The organism is Tropicimonas aquimaris, from assembly GCF_042676185.1.
Classification (GTDB): Bacteria; Pseudomonadota; Alphaproteobacteria; order Rhodobacterales; family Rhodobacteraceae; genus Tropicimonas; species Tropicimonas aquimaris.
In genome coordinates this window covers 29,714-50,069 of the sequence record NZ_JBHTJT010000060.1, presented here as the reverse complement: position 1 = coordinate 50,069, position 20,356 = coordinate 29,714, and the positions used below count along the sequence as shown (strand labels likewise).

The window sequence follows — 20,356 nt, the reverse complement described above, 5'->3', positions numbered from 1 at the left end:
GGCTTGGGAGTGTCGACCTTTCCTCCGCCGGTTCTAACCGGTTCAGGTTCAACGGGTTCGCGATAGGCATCTCAGCTCTCAGAGCACCCCGAGGTGGGTCTCAACTAGTGCACCTGGATCATTCAAACAAGGGCGAATGCGGCTGCCTCTGCCGACCGAACGGGCCCCGCCTCGGCGACCGCAACAGCGGAGCTTGGCTCGTCGAGATCGTCACGTCGCTCATACGCCGAGAATAAGATCTGGTCACCTGAGCGACTTCGACGTTTTGGAGCTCGTAGCGGTTGAGGCCTGAGCGTCAGATCGGCCCTTGTCGCGCAGCGTGTTCAGCGCCTCTTGGACCGCCCCCCATGCCTCGCCTAACCTCGAGAGGGTATCTGGGTTTTCTCAAAGGGCTTGGAGATAGCGCAAAGAGGGTTCTCTTGTCCGAGGTCGAAATCATCACCGATGGCGACCGCCGCCGTCGTTGGTTCGCTGCCGGGCAGTTTCGGATCGTCGAGGAGACGTTTTTTGGTGGAATGCCGCAGCCAGTTCACCGTTGCGACCAAGACGCCACTCCATGCGACGAAGCTCGACCTCCGAACCCGGATTGCGGCAATCTTCCTCGTTTTGACGTCCTCCAAGGGAATCTCGTCGGTCTTGATGGCGCGTATTCTGGGCGTGAACCAGAAGACAGCGTGGAAACTGGGTCACGCACTCCGGGAAATGATGGACAATCGGCAGGGAATCGCCGGGCGGTTGTCGGGTGGCCTTCCATCGAGCGAGACCACAATCGTCTGGAAGCCGATCCCGGTCGTGGACCAGATGCAAGGCCTTCTCTGCGACGCCGTCGGCCGTCAGCTACGACGGAAGCCCTCATGGGGGCTTCAGTGGCCATGATCCCCGAAGGAGAAGGTCTCCGCTTGGAGCTCTTCCGAGACATTTACAGGCGAGATGCTGCGCAAGCACAGTTGCTTGGTCAGGCGGCGACCTGAAGGAGCGGACGCAGGGCATCCTCTACCCTTATGCGGTACGCTTGATCGAGCGGCAGGAGCGGGCGAGGCGCTGCGATGCTCCCGAAACCGAGGCTCTCCGCGATCGCGAACATCACCCGGAAGCTCCCGAACTCCCGGAACAGCGCCCAGAGGGGAGCGAATGCATGGTCGATGCGCTCAGCTTCGGCCGCATTCCCCGCCTGGGCCGCACGATTGAGCGCGAGTGCGGGTTCCGGTAAGAGACCGGCCACCACGCTATACCAGCAGGCACCGCCAGCGAGCAGGGCATCTTTCGCACCCCAGTCGCCGCTGTAGCCGATGGCGAAGCCCTCCGGCGTCATGGCCCGCAGGCGCTGCATCTCGCCCGCATAGTCGCCGTCCGCAGCCAGTGGCATCTTCACCGCGGTCACGTTCGGAAGCTCAGCCAATCGCGCGATCAGCTCCGGGCTGAGGGTGAATTTCGTGGTGCTCGGGTTGTTGTATATGCACAGGGGCAGCTCGCCCGCCGCAGCGACGGCCTCGAAATGGCGGAACACCTCCTCGTCGGTCAGCGGCTGGTAGGACATGGGCGCGAGAAGCAGGCCGTCTACGCCGGCCCACCTGGCGTTGCGTGCGAGGTCCTCGGCGACATCGGTTGTGAGAGCGCCGACACCGACGATGAGCGGGGTCCGTCCCGCCACGCACTCCACGGCGGCCCGCAGCGTGTGCTTGCGCGCCTCCGGCGTCAGGTAGGCGTATCCGCCAGTGCTGCCGAGAAGCCCGATCGAATCCGCACCCGCTTCCACGATCCGCTCGAGGAAGCTTTGTAGAAGCTCTGGCTTCAGCTCTCCCTTGGCGTCGGCAGGCGTGAGCGGGAAGGCCGACAGGCCGGTGAACAAGGTCATGAGGCTTTCTCCTTCAAAAAACGGGATAAGAGCAAGCACAGGCCGGCGAACCCGAGGAAGGCGGCCAAGACGCCTTCGATCCCGTGCCGGGCGCTGCGATAGAGGTGGATCATCGGCGCTGTCGAGAACAAGAGCGCATATGCTTCTTTTCGTGGATAATTAGGCAAATCAATTGGTAGTTCTCGGGAGTTACTCCGGGGCTGCGGATTGATTTCCGGGTCTCGCAGTGGAGGCTCCAGCAATGTGTGCCTCCATGTCTGCCTGCATCACATGGATAGCGCTGGTCAGGACCGGCGAAAAAGCTTGTTCGAGGATCGCACGGCCTGCGTAGGCTGGCCTCAGGATTGAGACGCTGTTGCTTACGCGTGGGCGGAACTTTCGCAAGACAAGTTGTCTGCGGTTCGCCCCTTTGAGCACATAGTCATGAGCGGTGATCATGTCGCAAAGCATGTAGCAAAAACCTTCGGACACGAACTCGAGGCCTGAGAGATGTGTTCGCAACTCCAGACGCTTGTTGAAATGTGCTCCGAAGGAAGCGAATGCCGCCTCAGTCTGCGTGGCAGTTGTATGCTCTTCAAACAGCACAGCCATCGGTAGGCCATCGAGATCTTCCGGCGTGATCTCCGCTTGATCGGCAAGAGCATCACCGGCAGGCAGGACGCAGACGCATTCCAGGTCGAAATCGATCTGATCGATGGAGGCCCGCCGCGCCGGCGTTTCGGCAAAGCCGATGTCGAATTGCTGGGACGCGATCAGGTCTTCGATGATGTCGGAGGAGCGCATGATCAATGAAAGATCGACCCCACGCTTGTCGGCCAGAAACTTGGCAAGAAGACGCGGAATGAAATGACCCGAGGCCGCCGGATGACAAGCGACCCGTAGGCGGCCGGCTTCGAGCGAGCCGATCTTGCTGAGCGTCTGCTTGGTACGGTCTATTCGAGCGAGGATGGCCTCGGCCTCCTCGAGGAAGTAACGAGCTTCGGGCGTGGGCGTCACCTTGCCAGGTTCCCGAATGAACAGCGGAAAACCGAGCTCTGCCTCCAGCGTCGCGATCATCGTGCTCACTGCAGGCTGGGTCCGGCCGACCGTCCGGGCTGCGCGCGAGATTGATCCACTGCGCATGACTTCCCGGAAAGTGGTGAGTTGACGGATCGAGAGGTTCATTTCCTGCGCATAAAGCAAATTTATGGTTTCAGAAAAATAATCAAATTGATTTAATGACCCCTGTCCAGTGGAATTCACCGAAAGCTGCGCCGGCAGAGCGTTGCACCGGGGGACGCCATGGACACCTTCTCGAAGTACTTGCTTACTGGCCTGATCGGCGTCGTCGCGCTCGGTCAGTTCGTTCAGGTTATCACGCGCTACGTTCTGCAGATCCCGGTCATGGGGTTGGAAGAGACGATGCTCTACCCAACCGTCTGGCTCTACATGCTGGGCGCGGTGAATGCTTCGCGTGAAAACACCCATATCCGTGCCAACGTCCTCGAGATCTGGCTGACCACCGAGCGACAGCACACGGTGCTCGCAATCTTCGGCGAGATCATCAGCCTGATCGTAGGCCTCTGGTTGCTGAGCTGGGCGTGGGACTTCACCAGGTACTCCTGGCGCGTCTGGAAGGAGAGCCCGACCCTCTACATCCCGACCTTCTATTCCGACATCGCGCTCTTTGTCGGGCTGACGCTGATGATGGTCTACACCGCCTGGCACCTGCTGGGCCATATCCGCAGCCTGACCAAGGAGACAGCCCGATGATCGAGATTGCGCTCCTTGCCATTGCCGTCCTTGTGCTGACGCTCACGCTGGGTGTTCCGCTTCCCTACTGCTTCGGCGCGGCGCTCATGGTGATGTATTTCATCGGCGACGTGACGATGAAGGGCATGATGCTTTGGGGTTTCCAGCAGCTTGGAAACCCGGTCCTGCTGGCCATTCCCCTCTTCGTACTCGCCGGAACGATCATGTCGGAAAGCGGGATCGCAGCCTCGCTACTGCGCTTCGTCAACGCCTTCATAGGCCATGTGCGCGGCGGGCTGGGCGTCGTCGCGGCAGTCTCCTGCGCGGTGATCGGCGCCATCTCCGGCTCCGGTCTCACCGGTATCGCTGCGATCGGCCCGCTGCTCATCCCCGAGATGGAAAAGCGCGGCTACCCGCGTGAATACGCCACCGCGCTGATCGCCAATTCCTCGATCCTCGGCCTGCTCATCCCGCCTTCGGTCACGATGATCGTCTATGGCTGGGTCACCGACACCTCGATCCTTGCGTGTTTTCTTGCGACGTTGGGGCCGGGCCTGCTCATCATGTTCAACTTCTCGGTCGTCAACCTGTGGATGAGCCGCAAGTTCGACCTGAAGCTCGACGAGAAGCCAAGTTTCAACGAGTTGTCCAAAGAGGTCGCCCGGCGCGGCTTCAACGCGACGCCCGCACTGCTGATGCCGGTGATGATCCTCGGCGGCATCTATGGCGGCATCATGACGCCCACCGAGGCGGCCGCGCTCGCCGTGATCTACGCCATCCCGGTCGGCTTCTTCGTCTACAAGGGGCTGCGGTGGGAGAACTTCCTCGGCGCCGGCAAGGAAGCCGCGACCGCCGTGGGCGCGATCATGGTGATGATCCTGTTCTCGATGATCCTCGGCCAGATGTTTGTCTACGAGAGCATCCCGCAGCAGCTGGTCAGCGCGATCTTCGGCATCACGGAGAACAAGGTGATCCTGCTGATCCTCATCAACATCTTGCTGTTCCTGGTGGGCATGGTGGTGAACGACGTGACCGCGATCATTCTGATCGCCCCGCTGCTGCTCCCGTTGATGAATGCCATCGGCGTCACCCCGGTGCAGTTTGCCGCGATCATGGGTGTCAACACGGCCATGGGCGGCGTCACCCCGCCATACGCCTCGATCCTCTATCTCGGTGCACGGATCGGCAATGTGAAGGTCACCAAGGTGATCCCACCGGCCATGATGCTGATCATCACCGGCTATGTGCCGGTCGTCTTCCTCACCTCTCTCTGGCCCGACCTTTCCCTCTTCCTGCCGAGAGTCTTCGGCTACTGACCACCCCAACGACAAACTACTGAAATCCAACGGAGGACTACCCATGAAACACTTTCTGATTGGAACTGCCGCCACCGCCCTCATGGCGCTCTCGAGCGTTGCCACCGCAGCAGAACTGAAAATGAGCCACGTCCGCCCGCAGGACGCCACCATCGACGTCGAGCTGCGTGCCTTCTCTGAGGCCGTCGCAGAGGCAACCGGCGGCGACGTGACAATCAATATCTTCCCGGCTTCCGCGCTCGGAGATTACACGACCGTGCAGGAGCGGATCAGCGTCGGCGCGATCGACATGGCGACCCAGCCCGCCGCCACCGCGGCCGACCGGCGGATGCAGATCAGCTCCTTCCCCTACCTCGCGAACAGCTGGGACGAAGCACGCGCAGCCTACGGCCCTGATGGTCCTGTCCGCACTGTCATGGCAGAACTCTATGCCGAGCAGGACATCACCATGCTCGCCGCCTATCCGGTCTATTTCGGAGGCATCTCGCTCAACACCGATCCGGTGACCCCGGGCGATCCCAGCCAGTCGAACGGCATCAAGGTCCGTGTGCCCGGCATCAAGTCCTTCCAGCTGACAGGCGAGGCGCTTGGCTACATTCCTTCGCCGATCCCCTTCTCCGAAGCTTTCACAGCAATCCAGACCGGTGTCGTCGACGGTGTTATCGGCTCCGGCGCCGAGGGCTACTACGCCTCGTTCCGTGACGTGACGAAGGCCTATGTGCCGGCCAATACCCATTTCGAAGTCTGGTACATGATCATCTCCAACGGCTCTCTGGCCGAACTCGATGCCGAGGACCAGGAGGCCCTTAGGACCGCCGCTGCCGAATTCGAGGCGCAGCGCTGGACGGTCGCTGAGGCGGACCAGGGCGAGTGGGAACAGCGCCTCGTCGATGAGCTTGGTACCACGCTCGTGGAACTCTCTGACGACGAACTGGCCGCGATGGCCGCCAAGGTCCGCGAGGAAGTCTGGCCAATTGTCCTCGAAGACGTCGGCGCCGAGTGGGGGCAGGGGATCCTCGACCAGATCGGCAAGTAACGGCATCCGGGGCGGCGCCTGTCGTCGCCCCGCTTCTCAAAACATCTCGTCCGGGGACAATGCGATGGAAGCAGACTATGCGATCATCGGAGGGGGAGTCGTTGGCCTGTCCACGGCCTGGGGGCTACTGAAACGCGGCCACCGTGTTGTCGTGCTTGACGGCGATGACGGATCATTCCGCGCCAGCAGGGGGAATTTCGGCCTGGTCTGGGTTCAGTCCAAAGGCATGAACCAGCCGCGCTATGCCCGCTGGTCGCAGCAATCCGCCGCGATCTGGGCCGAATTCGCCGAAGAGCTGGGCGCCAATACCGGCCGCAGTGTGCCGCTCGAGCAGAAAGGCGGCTACGACCTGCATTTCTCGGAAGAGAGCCTCGAGCAAACCGTCGCGAAATATGAAGTGCTCAAGGGCCAGCTCGACGGGGATTATCCCTACGAGGTTCTCGGCCACAATGCGCTCCGCAAGGAAGAACCTCATATCGGCCCGACCGTGGTTGGCGCGATCCTCCACCACCAGGACGGGCACGCGAACCCGCTCAAGCTCCTGATGGCGCTTGCCGATGATGTGCGCCGCATGGGCGGGCAGGTCCTGATTGGCAAGACTGTCACCGAGGTAAGCAAACCGGACGGCTTTCGTGTGCGGTGCAGCGACGGAACGACTGTCGGAGCGGGCAAGGTTATCCTCTCCGCCGGACTTGGCGCGGCCGAGCTTGGCCCGAAGCTCGGCTTCAAGGCGCCGGTGCGTCCCCAACGCGGACAGGTGCTCATCACCGAGAAGCTGCCGAAGCTGATCAACCGCCCCTCCCTGATCGCGCGTCAGGTCGACGAGGGCAGCATCCAGATCGGCGCCACCAACGAGGAAGTAGGCTTCAACGACGAGGTGACCCAGCCGGGCCTTTCCGGCCTCGCCACACAGGCGATCGCAGCCTACCCGGCGCTCGGCAAGGCGCAATTGGTGCGAAGCTGGGCCGCGCTCCGGGTGCTCTCGCCCGATGGCTTGCCGATCTATCAGGAGAGCCGGGAGATGCCTGGCTGTTTCCTCGTGACCTGTCACAGCGGCATCACGCTTGCTGCCGCCCATGCCCGCTTCCTGCCCGACTGGCTCGAGCGGACCGATACAGCCCCGGATCTGGAGGTGTTCAGTGAAGACCGCTTCGCCCTTTCTTGAGTTGGAGGAAAGTCCGCGGGTCGCGGTCTGGTTCGACGATACGCAACTGGACCTTCCCGAGGGGGCGAACCTCGCGGCGGCGCTGCTGGCCGCCGGGGTCGGTGTGTTCCGGGAGACGTCTGTCTCCGGCGCCCCGCGAGCGCCATTCTGTATGATGGGCGCCTGTTTCGACTGCCTTGTCGAGCTGGATGGCGTCGTGCGGCAGGCCTGCATGATGGAAGTGGTCGAAGGCATGCGCCTCTCCCGTCCGCAACGCCCAGGAGGCACGGCATGAAACGCGTCGACCTTGTCGTCATCGGAGCCGGGCCGGCGGGCATGGCCGCGGCCACCACCGCGGCGGAGCATGGCCTTGGCGTGACCCTGCTCGATGAGCAGTCCCGCCCGGGCGGGCAGATTTACCGCGATGTGGACCGCGCGGCAGCCAAGCGCGGCGGCATTCTAGGCCCGGATTTCCAACATGGTGCGACGCTGACGCGGGCGCTCCGCGACAGCGCGGTCGAACACATCACCGGGGCAGTGGTCTGGGCCATCGAGGACAGTTTCCGGATCTCATACACCAAGGAGAGCCGTGGGGCGCAGATCGAGGCCGACAGGATCCTGCTTGCAACCGGTGCGCTCGAACGGCCAATGCCGGTGCCGGGCTGGACCCTGCCCGGGGTGATGACGGCCGGTGCTGCGCAGATCCTGCTCAAACAGTCCGGCGTGGTCGCGAAGCGCGCCGTGCTCGTCGGGTCCGGTCCGCTGCTCTACCTCATCGCGGCCCAGATGGTCCGCGCCGGATCGCCACCCCTGGCGCTGGTCGAAACCCAATCCCGCGCCGACCTGACCCGCGCGACCAAGTATGCTGGCGGTGCTCTACGCGCCTGGCCCTATCTCGCTAAGGGCCTGAAACTGATGACGGAAATCTCGCGCGCGCGGGTGCCGCGCCACACGGGCGCGACCGGGATCGCCATCGAGGGCGAGGGCCGTGCCGAGATCGTTCGTTTCGAAGCCGGGGGGCGGACGCACCGCATCGCCTGCGATACGGTTCTGCTGCATCACGGTGTGGTGCCGAACACGCAGGCAGCGCGCTCGATCGGGGTGTCTCATCGCTGGAATGCTGACCAAGCTGCGTTCGTGCCGGTGCTGGACCATTGGGGCTGCTCGGAAAAGGCGGGCGTCTACATTGCCGGAGATGGCGCGGGTATCGGGGGGGCTGAGGTGGCAGAGGTCGCGGGCCAACTGGCGGCGCTTCAGATCGCCACCGAAGCGGAACGGCTGGCAGAGGCGAGCCGAGACAAGTTCGCTGCCCCCCTTCTGAAGAAACGAGCACGGGACATGGCGATCCGCCCGTTCCTGGACGCAGCCTATCCGCCGGCGCCCGAGGCGCTCCTGCCCGGGGACGCGACGATTATATGCCGCTGCGAAGAGGTGACTGCAGGCGAGATCCGACGCTATGCCGGTCTGGGCTGTCTCGGCCCGAACCAGACCAAGGCATTCGGTCGGCCCGGGATGGGCCCCTGCCAGGGCCGGTATTGCGGTCTGACCGTCACGGCGCTCTTGTCGGACGCGCTTGAACAAACGCCGGACGAGACAGGATATTACCGGATCCGGCCGCCACTGAAGCCGGTGACACTGTCCGAGCTGGCAGAAATGGATGTGCCACCGCAGAGGGCAAAGGAATAGGAGTAAAAGATGATCGAACGGATTGAGTCCGGCGTGCGGATGAGCAAGATCGTAAAGCATAACGGTCTGGCCTACCTGTGCGGGCAGGTTGGTGACGGGGACACGGTCACCGAGCAGACGCGCGACTGCTTGTCTCGTGTTGAACGGTTGCTCGAGACGGCCGGCTCTTCGCCGGAGCAGATGCTGCAGGTGGTGATCTGGCTCGCGGACATGGCGGATTTCGCCGAGATGAACGCGGTCTGGGATGCCTGGGTGCCCAAGGGCCGCGCCCCGGCTCGCGCTTGCGGCGAAGCTCGGCTGGCACGTCCGGAACTCAAGGTCGAGATCATCGTGACGGCGGCCTGCTAACGACGACACTCATGTCGCTCCAGAGCCCTTCGGAGCGCTCAAACCAAACCAGATCCTTTAAGCCGCCATCCCGTAGGTACCACAGCAAAGACAGCGCTGGTCCTTTCGCTCGCCCCCGAAGGATGCTGCACCTGCAGATCAATCGCCATCCAGAGAGGTCGCTCTGCGCAGGGAGCGGACCAGCCATACCCGTCAGCTTAGTTCCCCTTGCTCAGACACATGCAGAGAAGTTATCCGTTTAGGTCTCCAATTGCGGACATGTGCGGATTGTTCGTCCGCGTAGGTTGCGGGCTCGCACGAGGAAGAAACCCCATCAATCTCGAAGCTTTGTACCCTCGTCTGGGCGCGCGCGGAGGCCTCCGCGTGAGGGGTCAAATCCGTCCTATTAAAAAGAAGCGGCCCCCGCGCGAAGGGGATCATCAAGGCCTTCGCGGCGCTCAAATCCGTCTTATTAAAAGGAACTTGGCCCTCGATTATGCCGTAGTCGTCTAGGGGGCAAAGGGGATATCGCGGATTTGATACGGCGTGGGGGACGCAGTAGCAGGCTGTCGCCGGAAGGTTGCCACGGGAGGTCGAATGCGGCGCGATTTCACAGCACTCGCATGGCCTCGTCGGACCTGTGGGTTAGAAAGCTCCTGAATGGTCGGTGTCGAGCCTGGCCCCAAAGGAGAGAGTATCGCATGTATGATATCCGGTGGATGCCGATGCGGCGCGAAGTGGAACCGCAAGTCGCATGATGTCAACCGCATCTGCCTTCGGAGAGCGATTGCCTGTCCGTTTCCTGCCCATGGCGATGGTGACCGATGTCTTGCCATGCGGCCAACCGCGATTGGCAATGCAAGCGGCGTATCGCTTTTATGATATCCGGTGGAGCCGCTGTGGAGAGGGAAGCCGAACGGCGTTGCGCTTGCCGCCGCTCAGGGCGGTTGCCGTGGCATAAGGCGCCTTGGGGTTCGATAGCCCGCACTGTGGCGCGATTTTGTCCAAGGAGGCATCTAACCGAGGTGTATCGCGCGATTGATATCTCTTGGTGCTGCTCCGGCAAGCGGGTCCAAGATGCCTGTCGCGGGATGATATATGCTGCGTCTCCGGAGGTGTGTGTTCGGCCGGATCGAGCCAATGGGTTCGGTGGTTCACTCTACGGCGCGCCAGCTGCCGGTGCAGGTACCCATGCTGGCGTATCGCATTCATGATATCCCGAAGGTGCCGTAACGGAAGGTGGGTGCGAACCGCCTGATGCGGGGCGCCGCATGGGACGTCGTTCAGGTGTTGCTTAGCCTGATCATTCCGATGGACGCGTCGAGATGCTTTGCGCTGAGCACCCATCCTGGATGGAAGCTGGGCGGAATTTCGCACGCGTGATCTGCCGAGGCTGGCGATACAGTTCGGAGGTCGTCAAAGCCTGCCGCAGTCAGCTTGGTACGGCCTTGGTCTTGACATGATCATTTCAAGCAACCTGGCGGCGAGTGCTGCCCTGCGCGCTCTGCCACGGCTGGAAGCCAGGTGCAGGGCGTATCGCCTGAGCGACGTAAGGCAAGCCGCCCAGTTGCGTCTGGCAGGGCGGATCAACTCCCTTTGTTCCCCCAGTCCCCAAAAATCAGAACGCAGACACTTGTTCGAAGGTGGCACCCCCAACCAGATCCGCGTTGATCGGCACCGTCAGGCATTGTCATCTGATCCGCATCAATGCCGGCAAACCGTTAGTGTTGTATATTCCCCGCATGGAGATCGAGGGTCCATGCGGCCGGGAAGCCCCCGGATGGAGATGGTGGTGACGCCAGCACCTTATGATCGGGACAGTCTCTCGGCGGGTGGAGGCTCGGTAGACCAACCGACGCATCCAAGGGGGGACTACAATGGGCGAGAATCTTCCACGCATCATGAACCCGATAAACGCCGTAGAGATCGGTCCCATCTCCAGCAATGACTACAGGATCCAATGGGCCGGACAGCGGGAAGGCTGGTTCAAGGTCGATCTGGAGTTGGGCAAGACCTACCAACTCGACATCCGGTCAGAGGGCAAGCCACGTGCAAAGGGGCTGCCGGATCCGGCCGTCGAATTGCGGACTTGGAACGGTGACCCTCTTCGCACCGGCACGGTTCTGATTTCCGACAAGGACGGCGGGGCGGGCAACAATGCCGCACTGTTTTTTCATAACGATCTCGAAGATGGCACCTTCTATCTGAAGGTCTCTGACGAGAAAAAGGACTTTGGCCGCTTCAACATCCAGATGCGCGAAATTGACATCGCGCCGGGACCGCCGGATGACCATGGCAAGACGCAGTCTCTGGCCTCGCCCGGTGCGCTGCATTCCGATGGCTGGGAGGGCGTACTGGCGCTCTCCTACAGCACAACGACGGTCTTCCCGATAGGCAATCTCGCAAATGCACATGACGCGATCCGATCATCGATCGACTACCACGACGACAAGGATGCCTTCGCGATCGCGCTTCAGGAGGGAGCTACGTATGGATTCACCGTAGACGCGCCTCGGAGCGGAATCGCTACCAGCCAACTGACGCCCGAGCTGACGGTGCTTTCGCCCTCTGGTCAGGTGGTTGCAGCGAGCGACAACCCCAATGGCGACCAAAGGGTGACGCTTGAGTTCCAGGCGCAGGACACTGGCAATTTCCGGCTGCAGGTGCACGGCACCCTTCCCGAAGACACTCCGGTCGACACTCGTTTCTCGCGTTTCACCACCGGCGCCTACGTCCTGTCGGCGACCGGTCCACGTGAGATCCGCGACACTCTGGGCGTGGACAAGATAGAGGGCACGCCTGCGAACGAGATCCTCAAGGGCCTTGCCGGGGCTGACACGATCCGCGGGATGGGCGGGCTCGACGTTCTTCTCGGCGGCGATGGGAGAGACACGATCTACGGCGGTGCGCAGGCCGACTGGATCGACGGCGAGAGACACAATGACATGCTCTACGGCGGGGACGGCCAAGACAGGCTTCGCGGTGGAGACGGCGACGACACACTCTTCGGCAATCAGGGCAATGATACTCTCGAAGGAGAAGGCGGTGCCGATCGAGTCTACGCCGGCAGTGGAGACGACATGGTCCTTGGCGGTGACGAGAACGATTGGCTCAATGGCCAATGGGGCAATGATACGATCTACGGAAACCGCGGCGACGATCACATCATCGGCGAGGATGGACGGGATACGGTCTTCGCGGGCGGCGGCAATGATTATGTCTCCGGCGGGGATGGCAACGACTGGCTTAATGGCCAGTGGGGCAATGACGTGCTCGACGGCGACGGCGGCGATGACGTGCTCATCGGCGAGGATGGCGACGACGAACTAGACGGCAAGGCGGACAACGACTACCTCGACGGCGGTGCCGGCAGCGACCTGCTTCGCGGCGCGGCGGGGGCTGACCAACTCCACGGCGGAGATGACGATGACCGTCTCGATGGCGGCGACGGTGACGACACGCTCTTCGGCAACCGTGGCGCGGACCAGATCGAGGGCGGGGAAGGCTCCGATACCGTTTTCGGCGGCGCGGACGACGATCTGATCTACGGGGGCGACGGCAACGACTGGCTCAATGGCCAATGGGGCAACGATACGATCTACGGCAACCGAGGAGACGATCACATCATCGGCGAGGATGGGCGTGATACCGTATTTGCCGGAGCGGATAACGACTATGTCTCCGGCGGGAACGGCAACGACTGGCTCAATGGTCAGTGGGGCAACGATGTGCTCGACGGTGACGACGGCGACGACGTCCTAATCGGCGAGGACGGCGACGACGAACTCGACGGCAAGGCCGACAACGACTACGTGGATGGTGGTGCCGGAAACGACCTTCTGCGGGGAGGTTCGGGTCACGATTTCCTCGTTGGACAGGCGGGGAACGATACGCTTGCAGGTGAATCCGACCACGATGTTCTGCGCGGCGGTGACGGCGACGACACGCTTGCCGGCGACGCGGGCGACGATGTGCTGATCGGTGATGCGGGGCGAGACACACTTATCGGCAGCAGCGGCAACGACCGGATGTTCGGCCAGGAAGAGGGGGATCACCTCACCTTCGGTGGTCAAGGTTCGGACATGGCCGTGGGCGGATCGGGCGACGACGTTTTTGTCTGGCGGCAATCCTCCGACCACACGTCCGGCGTTACCGATTACATCGTTGGCGACGATTACCTGACGGTGATCGACGACAGTTTCGTCATCGGACCGAGCGGCCCATCGGGGGACTATGTAAATCACGCCTTCAACGGAAACCTCGGGCTGGACACGGCGATCCTGTATGTAGCGAACGCGGCCACTGCCGCAGCGGTCGTGTCCCAGCTGGAAAGTGGCTACGTTGTGGGGGCAATGAATACGCTGGCGGCGATCGACCTGAAGGTTGCGGAAGTCGAGTTGTTCGAAATCCGCATCGAGGGTCAGTCCGGAAACTACGACGCCCTGGACTTCACAGTGATCGCATGACGCGATGGATCATGGCCGGTGTCCCAGCGACTGGTTTCCTTACAATACGCTGTTGGGGCGGGAGTAGGCGTAGTTTCAGAGGGCTTGCCTGAGTCGATAGCGGACCGTCGCTGACCAGCCTGCAACTTAAGCAGATCAGGTTCGGTGCGCGCGTCGTGCGCGACACGCTTGCCAATAGCTTCCAGCCGGTCGAAGTGGCTGTGCAAGAGCCGATGATCCGTGCGATCATTGAGGCGATCCAGTGACTGCGGGCACCTCCGGCGTCGACATGCTGACAGCTACGACCGTCAAGATCGAAGGCCCCCGGCTCGACCGAATTATCCGGGACGTGCTCTCGATCGGCAGCCATGCCACAGCGACGCCAAACTAAGGCCTGTGTTGGACCTGTTGGACGCACCTGATGGGTCTCAAAAGACGCCACAGGATGAAAAGCATTGCGAGCGCGCCGGGCAGACAGCACCATGACCTCCAACAAGACTCACTTGGGAAAGGTCGGTGCAAGCCCCCCACCGCTCATTCGACCGCCAAGTTGCAGGAGCAGCAAGCGCGAACGACACCTATTTGGGAGCCGGTTAAGATCATGAAGCAACTGTTTGAAAACGTTGGTTCGAGCGCGGCTCGTGCTCTCGGCTGCGGAATTGCCATCAGTCACTTGTTCGCCGCCGGTATCGCGCCTGCTGCGCCAAGTACAAGCACGACCTGCAGTGCCAGAAATACCATCAGCGCCTATAACGATCTCCTCAACCTGTATGCAGCTTCCGACGATCCTGACGAGCAAGCCGTGATCGAGCAGGCCGCAAACAACCTGAACACCTGCTGTAGCTCCCTGAACCACGGGCAGCAACAGAACAACTGCCTTTGCTCACCAGGCCCTTACGACCTCGTCAGCCCTATTGCGACAAGCGGAAACTGCAATAGGCCGTATGTGTATTGACGACTGCGGATTACTCATTTTGCGCAGTGCTGGCGCAGCCTCATCATGCCTTAGTGATTGATCGTGGAAGCTGCGGCTCGCGTTCCCATATCACGTCCAGGCAGCTTTGCGAAAAGCCCGCGAGAACAAGTTCGTCTGCCGCTGCCTCGAGCTTTTCTGCGTCGTGAAAGACAGCAACTACCTCCCGTACCGTATTGTAGCTGGTGGCTGCAGACTCCGGCATTCGCCCCACTTCTTCTATAATGCCTTGCGACTGGCCTCCCACGCGCTCTGTGCCTTTTCCTCCTCAGAGCGGCGCAAGAACTCTCCCATCGGGCCATCTACCATCCTTCCATCCAAGCGGCGCTGACCCTCATCAGGAACGAGCATGACGTGCGAAGGAGATATCTGTTTGCGCCAAGAACGCAGACCTTCCGAACGATACGCGTGACTTCTGCCGCTACGTAGCCCGAAGTCCGCTTAGTTGCGCGGCGTGAAACGAAAATGGGACAGGCTGACCGGCCTTCCTTGACATCGAATGGGTCGCGCGCCGGCCGCCTGGCATAGCGACCGAATGAAGGTGTCGGGACAAAGTGCGCATCGCAAAAACCTTCTTGCTCATGTTACCATCACTTATGGAATAAAATTTCTCAGGAGTCGGCAATGAAGCACCATCTGTTCATCGCGACCGCCCTTTGCCTCAGCGCGGGCCTGGCCTTAGCTTTCGAGCCCTCACCCGATGGGTCGACTTTGACCGATGCCTTCCCGGGAAAGTCCTATTCGCCATACGCACAGCGCGGCATCCCTGACCGCCCGCTTTGGGGCGACACGCACCTGCACACCTCGACGTCTTTTGACGCTGGCGCTTTCGGAAACCGGCTGGACGCGCGCGCCGCCTACCGCTTCGCCAAGGGCCAGGAAGTGCAGGCTACGACCGGTTTCATGGCAAGGCTGTCGCGACCGCTCGACTGGCTGGTGGTTGCTGACCATTCCGACAATATGGGGTTGTTCGACCTGATCTTCGCGCAGGACCCGAGCATAATGTCTGATCCCGAGGGAAACCGCATCGCAACCATGATCGCCAATGGCGGCGAAGAGGGCGTGGCTGCGGCGCTGGAACTGATCGACACCTATTCCCGCGGCGAGGTGATTTCACCGGCGCTTGCTATCGAGGCGGGCTCGAAGCCCTTCCGCTCGGTTTGGCAACGTCAGATCGAGGCGGCCGAGGAGGCAAACGAGCCTGGCTTGTTCACCAGCTTCATCGGATACGAATGGACCTCTCTCATCCAGGGCGCGAACATGCACCGCGTCGTCATGTATCGCGACGGCGGCGACAAGGCCGGCATGATCGACCCGTTCACGACCGAAGCGCCTTTCGGTTCGATCAATCCACGTGACCTCTGGAATTGGATGGCGAACTACGAGGAGGTCACCCGCGGTGACGTGCTGGCGATCGCGCACAACGGCAACCTGTCCAACGGCATCATGTTCCCCGAAACTGCACAATTCGATGGTCGCGAACTGGACGCCGAATATGCAGAGACCCGCGCGCTTTGGGAGCCTGTCTACGAGGCAACGCAGATCAAGGGCGACGGCGAGACCCACCCCTTCCTCAGCCCGAACGACGAGTTCGCCGACTACGAGACCTGGGACAAGGGCAATCTGAACCTGTCCGAACTCAAGACCGACGACATGCTGGCCGGGGAATACGCCCGCGAGGGGCTGAAAACCGGGCTGATGCTCGAAACGTCGCTCGGCACCAACCCCTACAAGTTCGGCATGGTCGGCTCTACTGACAGCCACACGTCGCTGGCCACGGCGCAAGAAGACAACTTCTTTGGAAAGCATTCCGGCGCCGAGCCAAACCCGCAGCGGCCCGAGCACATCGTTGCCCAGTTTGGGGATGTGCAGGTTCTTGGCTGGGAGATGGTCGCTTCGGGCCTTGCCGCGGTCTGGGCGGCCGAGAATACCCGTGAGGCGATATTCGACGCGATGGAGAGAAAAGAGGTCTATGCGACAACGGGTTCGCGCATGGGTGTGCGCTTCTTCGGCGGCTGGGATTACACGATGGACGACCTGACCTCTAGAACCCCGGCTTCTGCAGGCTATGCCAAAGGCGCGCCCATGGGCGGCGATCTGCCTGCAGCGCCGGAAGGAGCAGAGGCGCCCAGCTTCATGGTCTATGCATTGAAGGACCCGATCGGCGGAAACCTGGACAGAATCCAGATCGTGAAGGGCTGGATGGACGCCGAGGGGGAGACCCACGAACAGGTCTACGACGTTGTTTGGGCAGGCGACAGGCAGCCTGATTCCGATGGAAAGCTACCTGCAATCGGGTCGACGGTGGACGTAGAGCGCGCCACTTGGACCAACTCGATCGGTCAGGCAGAGATGGGCACGGTCTGGAGCGACCCCGACTTCGATCCCTCTCAGTCGGCCTTCTATTACGCTCGGGTGATCGAAATCCCGACCCCGCGCTGGACGGTCTACGATGCCTTCCGAATGGGAGCGTCGCTACCCGAAGAGACGCCGACGGAGACGCAGGAACGCGCATACACGTCACCTATCTGGTATACCCCGGGCTGATTGGCGCTCTTCCTTGGCATGCATCAGGGCGGCCCAACGGGCCGCTCGTTCTATGCAGTTTGTGGATGTTTGGCCGAGTTGTCTGGTCGCGCAGCCAAGGCTGGACCGAACTCTTGCCGGCAGCGACCGAAATTAAGAACGTAGCGGACGCCGCTCGAAATCACTCGAACGTCCACACCGCGCAGCCTTAGAAACTCAAGCTATTTGGTGGGTGCGATCAATCGCCCAACTCGGTGCAAACAAAACCGGGTTTGACATCGACAGTGCTTACATTGAGCAATGCCCAAGAGCCGGCTTCTATCAGGCTTCCATTGGACAGCATTCGGAAGATCAACACGCTCCTGCCATCATCACCGTATTCTTCCCATCGGTGACACGTGACCGAACCGCCTCGCTGAGTGTTGCACGTAAGCGCCCGTGCCCGCTCGACCCCATGGTCATTCCACGTGTAGGTACCGCGATCGCCAGCAACGATATAGGTGTGATTGCGGTCATCTGGATGGATGCAAACCATCTCCAAAGCGTCTACCGAAGTGTCAGACAGCGCTAGTGCCATCGCTACGATGAACGTCGTCGCAGTACCAGTCATTTCCGTTCCCCCCACATCGCCTCAGTTTGTTGAACCTTCGCTCAATACTCAGTCATGTGGCACCTTAGTCGACCATCTGCTGGATCACCGACAAACCCACCGGGTTGGCCCTGCGAGATTCTCGCGAGAGGACTACGCGAAGTGACCTGACCTCGCCTTGCTCGCGTCTCCATCTTACGATCGCGTGTGCATCGCGCGTTTGAAACCTCGGTCACATTTGCCGACCAATTCACACAACCACGAACGCGTCGATCGGGTCGAAGCAATCAAAATGCCGACGGAGTTGACGTTGGGTAAATCACCTTGTAGAGAGCGTCCACCCTGAGGAGGACCGAGTCGCATCTGAGCGGCCAGAGGGGCCACTGGCCATAACCGGTGGCCCTTTCTACATCTATGAAGTGCGTCAGTAAGCTCGCAGCTTCCGTGGCCGACGACCTTGAGAGGGAGCGATGACACGATATTTACAAGAGCGAAGGTCGAGGCACACTTCTGTATCGATGACGATATTTCCGATCGTCACCGATGGACGAAATGTGCCTCTTGGCACAGCTGGCCAGCCCCAATGAGTGGGCCCGATTTTGGGTGGGGGCTGGCCAGCCTCGCGGCCTGTGTTCGCAACACAAACTGCAGCCGGCGGCCAGAAAAAGGCGGCTGCAGTGATGCCTATTTGATAGGAGTGGGCCCAGTTTCATTGTGTTGATGTGTTCCTTGGAGATTTTCTGCTTTGCCGACCCAACGCTCAACCGACCATTTTGATCAGATGATCGCCTCAAGCCTGAAGCGGAGCCATAAAACCTCGATCCACAAGAACAACCTGAGATCTACGGGGTATGCACCCCTCAATTGCTTTCCCTCGACACCACCAAACTCCCCTAACCCGTCCAGAAAACTTGCTTTGGCACCGCCCGCTCAAGTCCTGATCGGGTATCGGCATTTCGTCTGAGATCCAGTGCACTATCCGTTCGGGTAACGGCCCTCCCAAAATAGGCGGCGAAGCTCCTAACGTGCAGTCGTTTTCCTGCTTTCTGATCAGTAAGACTCGGGCTGAACCTGTATGGACTTTCTGTTCCGAGAACCAAGTGAAAAGGAGATCACGCCGTGCTTGAGCAACAGGACATCGACCCAGCCAAGGCAGATTTCGCCAAAAACGTTGAACAATCCGCTTGGGCGAGCGCCAGGGCGGCGAACCGCCTCGACTCCGAGATGGCTGCTCATCTGCGTATGCATTTGGCCAAAGTCTTCCTCACAGCGTTGAATTGGACTGACCTAGAAGCGGCGTTGCGCGAGCGTGGTTTTTACCTAGAGCCGTATCCTTCCAACATGTGGCTGTGTGACCGCTACAGCCACGTCAGGATCTGTTCATGCAGTTTTCTTGGGCAGCCATCAGCACAGCTTGAAGTCCGTCTGGGCACCCGGCCGAATTGATAACAAGCAACCTCAATCCGCCCCACGCTATCCACGATCACGAAAGCCGAACTTCATGAACCCCGCTAGTCAAATCGGGCCAGTGCCAGTTAAGCGGCAAACGAGCCTCGCATCGGTCCTTATTGAAAGTCGACGACCTGCCGCATCGAGGCTTCGCGTAGTCCTGTACATTGCGACGACGATGCTTTTGGCCGTTCTGGGTCTCAGCTTTGCTGGAGAATGGCTGCCGCTTGGCGACTCGCTCGCCGTGTTCCGCACTCATATCGCTGCGATTACCTGCGGAATAGCAGGGATATTTGTGCTATCCGGAGGTCTACGAACCAGTGCCGTCCTCGCAGTTTTTGCCGTCGGCAGCACGGCTCCCCTTATCGTTTCTTCGTCAACATACGGGGCTCTGGGGCCAGATACTTACACTTTGTACCAAAAGAACCTGCTTAAATTCGGCAGAACACCACAAGCCATCGCGGACGACATCAAGGCTTTCGAGCCTGACTTCGTAACCCTACAGGAACTGTCGACCCACAACTTGCACGCACTCGAACCTACGCTCGCCCAGTTTCCGAATCGGGTCATCTGCCGCTCGAGTGAAATACGCGGTGTGGCTATGTTGACTAGTCACGAGATCGTCGAAGGCACTGCGCGTTGCTACTCTCAGCTGGATCTTGCGCTGGCCCAAGTGGAGTTGGGCAACAAGCGCATCTGGGTCGCGTCAGTGCATCTTCTGTGGCCCTTCCCCTACGGCCAACACAAGCAAGCGCGAGCAATCGCCGCGGTGATTTCACAGCTCGAGGGCGACATCGTCGTTTCGGGCGACTTCAACATGGTGCGTGGTGGCGCAAGCGTCGGGCGTATAGAACGCGCCGCCAATGCGCGCGCTGCCGGTGAAAACCTGACAACATATCCGCGTTTCCGTGCCTTTGCGCCGCTCGCGATCGATCATGTGCTCGTTCCGGCCAATTCGAGCGCCATAGTAGAACGGCGACCGCTGCTTGGCTCGGATCACTACGGTCTGCTTGCGCAGTTCGACATCTGAACGAAACCCGCAACGGAGCTGGTAGGATGAACCCTTGACCCCGAGGCCGACAGTTACGTCAAACGGATCTTCGGCGAGAACAACTACGCGATTGTCGATCATATTGCGCGGCTGCCGGAGCAACTGCCGAACCTGTTCGCAAGCCTGACACATTGAACCACCAATTGATGGCGAGCCAAGGTGCATTAAGTACCGTCGGCGCGTACTTGGCCGGCCCGCAATGCTTTGCGACCTCGCGGGCAGGAGATG

Annotated in this window: 15 protein-coding genes, 2 pseudogenes and 1 riboswitch; of the genes and pseudogenes, 15 read left to right on the top strand and 2 right to left on the bottom strand. The window is 60.9% G+C overall.

Annotated features, from left to right (window positions below; genetic code table 11):
* Positions 1-2: 2 nt before the first annotated feature.
* A riboswitch (TPP riboswitch) is annotated at positions 3-101 on the bottom strand.
* 412 nt (positions 102-513) lie between these two features.
* A pseudogene (locus ACFQ2S_RS23505) lies at positions 514-718 on the top strand (IS1595 family transposase); the annotation flags it as partial.
* A gap of 237 nt (positions 719-955) precedes the next feature.
* On the opposite strand, the gene ACFQ2S_RS23500 reads toward ACFQ2S_RS23505, so the two are convergent.
* Both ACFQ2S_RS23500 and ACFQ2S_RS23495 read right to left on the bottom strand, forming a co-directional pair.
* On the bottom strand, positions 956-1,855 hold the full coding sequence (locus ACFQ2S_RS23500) for a dihydrodipicolinate synthase family protein (protein WP_386078809.1): 900 nt from the start codon (positions 1,853-1,855) through the stop codon (positions 956-958).
* A gap of 189 nt (positions 1,856-2,044) precedes the next feature.
* Positions 2,045-3,097 carry a LysR family transcriptional regulator gene (locus ACFQ2S_RS23495; RefSeq protein ID WP_386078807.1) on the bottom strand — a complete coding sequence of 351 codons (1,053 nt, stop codon included), beginning with the start codon at positions 3,095-3,097 and terminating at the stop codon, positions 2,045-2,047.
* A gap of 39 nt (positions 3,098-3,136) precedes the next feature.
* Between ACFQ2S_RS23495 and ACFQ2S_RS23490 the strand changes: the two genes are divergently transcribed.
* From ACFQ2S_RS23490 to ACFQ2S_RS23425, 14 genes and pseudogenes are all read left to right on the top strand, one after another.
* Positions 3,137-3,607 carry a TRAP transporter small permease gene (locus ACFQ2S_RS23490; RefSeq protein ID WP_386078806.1) on the top strand — a complete coding sequence of 157 codons (471 nt, stop codon included), beginning with the start codon at positions 3,137-3,139 and terminating at the stop codon, positions 3,605-3,607.
* Positions 3,604-4,902, top strand: a complete 1,299-nt coding sequence (locus tag ACFQ2S_RS23485) for a TRAP transporter large permease (protein WP_386078804.1) — start codon at positions 3,604-3,606, stop codon at positions 4,900-4,902. Before ACFQ2S_RS23490 ends, ACFQ2S_RS23485 begins: the two co-directional genes overlap by 4 nt.
* A 43-nt stretch (positions 4,903-4,945) precedes the next feature.
* Positions 4,946-5,938: a TRAP transporter substrate-binding protein DctP gene (gene dctP / locus ACFQ2S_RS23480; protein WP_386078801.1), complete on the top strand. Its 993-nt coding sequence runs from the start codon at positions 4,946-4,948 to the stop codon at positions 5,936-5,938.
* A 64-nt stretch (positions 5,939-6,002) separates the two neighbouring features.
* A complete protein-coding gene (locus ACFQ2S_RS23475; RefSeq protein ID WP_386078798.1) occupies positions 6,003-7,103 on the top strand; it encodes an NAD(P)/FAD-dependent oxidoreductase in 1,101 nt (366 codons plus the stop codon).
* The gene (locus ACFQ2S_RS23470) at positions 7,078-7,377 is read left to right on the top strand and encodes a (2Fe-2S)-binding protein (RefSeq protein WP_386078796.1); all 300 of its coding nucleotides are present in this window, start codon (positions 7,078-7,080) and stop codon (positions 7,375-7,377) included. The genes ACFQ2S_RS23475 and ACFQ2S_RS23470 overlap by 26 nt, the downstream gene beginning before the upstream one ends.
* The gene (locus tag ACFQ2S_RS23465) at positions 7,374-8,768 is read left to right on the top strand and encodes an FAD/NAD(P)-dependent oxidoreductase (RefSeq protein WP_386078794.1); all 1,395 of its coding nucleotides are present in this window, start codon (positions 7,374-7,376) and stop codon (positions 8,766-8,768) included. The genes ACFQ2S_RS23470 and ACFQ2S_RS23465 overlap by 4 nt, the downstream gene beginning before the upstream one ends.
* A gap of 9 nt (positions 8,769-8,777) precedes the next feature.
* On the top strand, positions 8,778-9,116 hold the full coding sequence (locus ACFQ2S_RS23460) for a RidA family protein (RefSeq protein WP_386078792.1): 339 nt from the start codon (positions 8,778-8,780) through the stop codon (positions 9,114-9,116).
* A gap of 1,856 nt (positions 9,117-10,972) precedes the next feature.
* On the top strand, positions 10,973-13,561 hold the full coding sequence (locus ACFQ2S_RS23455) for a calcium-binding protein (protein ID WP_386078789.1): 2,589 nt from the start codon (positions 10,973-10,975) through the stop codon (positions 13,559-13,561).
* 84 nt (positions 13,562-13,645) lie between these two features.
* Positions 13,646-13,806: pseudogene (locus ACFQ2S_RS23450) on the top strand (IS1380 family transposase); the annotation flags it as partial.
* Positions 13,803-13,931 (top strand): hypothetical protein, encoded by a 129-nt coding sequence (locus tag ACFQ2S_RS23445; protein ID WP_386078787.1) that lies wholly within the window; start codon positions 13,803-13,805, stop codon positions 13,929-13,931. The pseudogene ACFQ2S_RS23450 and the gene ACFQ2S_RS23445, both read left to right, overlap by 4 nt.
* A 210-nt stretch (positions 13,932-14,141) precedes the next feature.
* Complete coding sequence (locus ACFQ2S_RS23440; protein WP_386078785.1) at positions 14,142-14,495, top strand: hypothetical protein; 354 nt, start codon at positions 14,142-14,144, stop codon at positions 14,493-14,495.
* A gap of 642 nt (positions 14,496-15,137) precedes the next feature.
* On the top strand, positions 15,138-17,060 hold the full coding sequence (locus ACFQ2S_RS23435) for a DUF3604 domain-containing protein (RefSeq protein WP_386078782.1): 1,923 nt from the start codon (positions 15,138-15,140) through the stop codon (positions 17,058-17,060).
* A 1,687-nt stretch (positions 17,061-18,747) separates the two neighbouring features.
* Positions 18,748-19,074 carry a hypothetical protein gene (locus ACFQ2S_RS23430; RefSeq protein ID WP_386078779.1) on the top strand — a complete coding sequence of 109 codons (327 nt, stop codon included), beginning with the start codon at positions 18,748-18,750 and terminating at the stop codon, positions 19,072-19,074.
* 181 nt (positions 19,075-19,255) lie between these two features.
* Positions 19,256-20,107, top strand: coding sequence for an endonuclease/exonuclease/phosphatase family protein (locus ACFQ2S_RS23425; protein WP_386078777.1), 852 nt, complete (start codon positions 19,256-19,258; stop codon positions 20,105-20,107).
* The last annotated feature ends 249 nt before the right edge of the window (positions 20,108-20,356 follow it).

Bases quoted from the DNA above. Each gene is read 5' to 3' on its own strand.
- ACFQ2S_RS23500 (WP_386078809.1), bottom strand. From the start codon at position 1,855: ATGACCTTGTTCACCGGCCTGTCGGCCTTCCCGCTCACGCCTGCCGAC.
- ACFQ2S_RS23465 (WP_386078794.1), top strand. From the start codon at position 7,374: ATGAAACGCGTCGACCTTGTCGTCATCGGAGCCGGGCCGGCGGGCATG.
- ACFQ2S_RS23455 (WP_386078789.1), top strand. From the start codon at position 10,973: ATGGGCGAGAATCTTCCACGCATCATGAACCCGATAAACGCCGTAGAG.
- ACFQ2S_RS23440 (WP_386078785.1), top strand. From the start codon at position 14,142: ATGAAGCAACTGTTTGAAAACGTTGGTTCGAGCGCGGCTCGTGCTCTC.
- ACFQ2S_RS23475 (WP_386078798.1), top strand. From the start codon at position 6,003: ATGGAAGCAGACTATGCGATCATCGGAGGGGGAGTCGTTGGCCTGTCC.
- ACFQ2S_RS23485 (WP_386078804.1), top strand. From the start codon at position 3,604: ATGATCGAGATTGCGCTCCTTGCCATTGCCGTCCTTGTGCTGACGCTC.
- dctP (WP_386078801.1), top strand. From the start codon at position 4,946: ATGAAACACTTTCTGATTGGAACTGCCGCCACCGCCCTCATGGCGCTC.
- ACFQ2S_RS23425 (WP_386078777.1), top strand. From the start codon at position 19,256: ATGCTTTTGGCCGTTCTGGGTCTCAGCTTTGCTGGAGAATGGCTGCCG.
- ACFQ2S_RS23435 (WP_386078782.1), top strand. From the start codon at position 15,138: ATGAAGCACCATCTGTTCATCGCGACCGCCCTTTGCCTCAGCGCGGGC.
- ACFQ2S_RS23460 (WP_386078792.1), top strand. From the start codon at position 8,778: ATGATCGAACGGATTGAGTCCGGCGTGCGGATGAGCAAGATCGTAAAG.
- ACFQ2S_RS23490 (WP_386078806.1), top strand. From the start codon at position 3,137: ATGGACACCTTCTCGAAGTACTTGCTTACTGGCCTGATCGGCGTCGTC.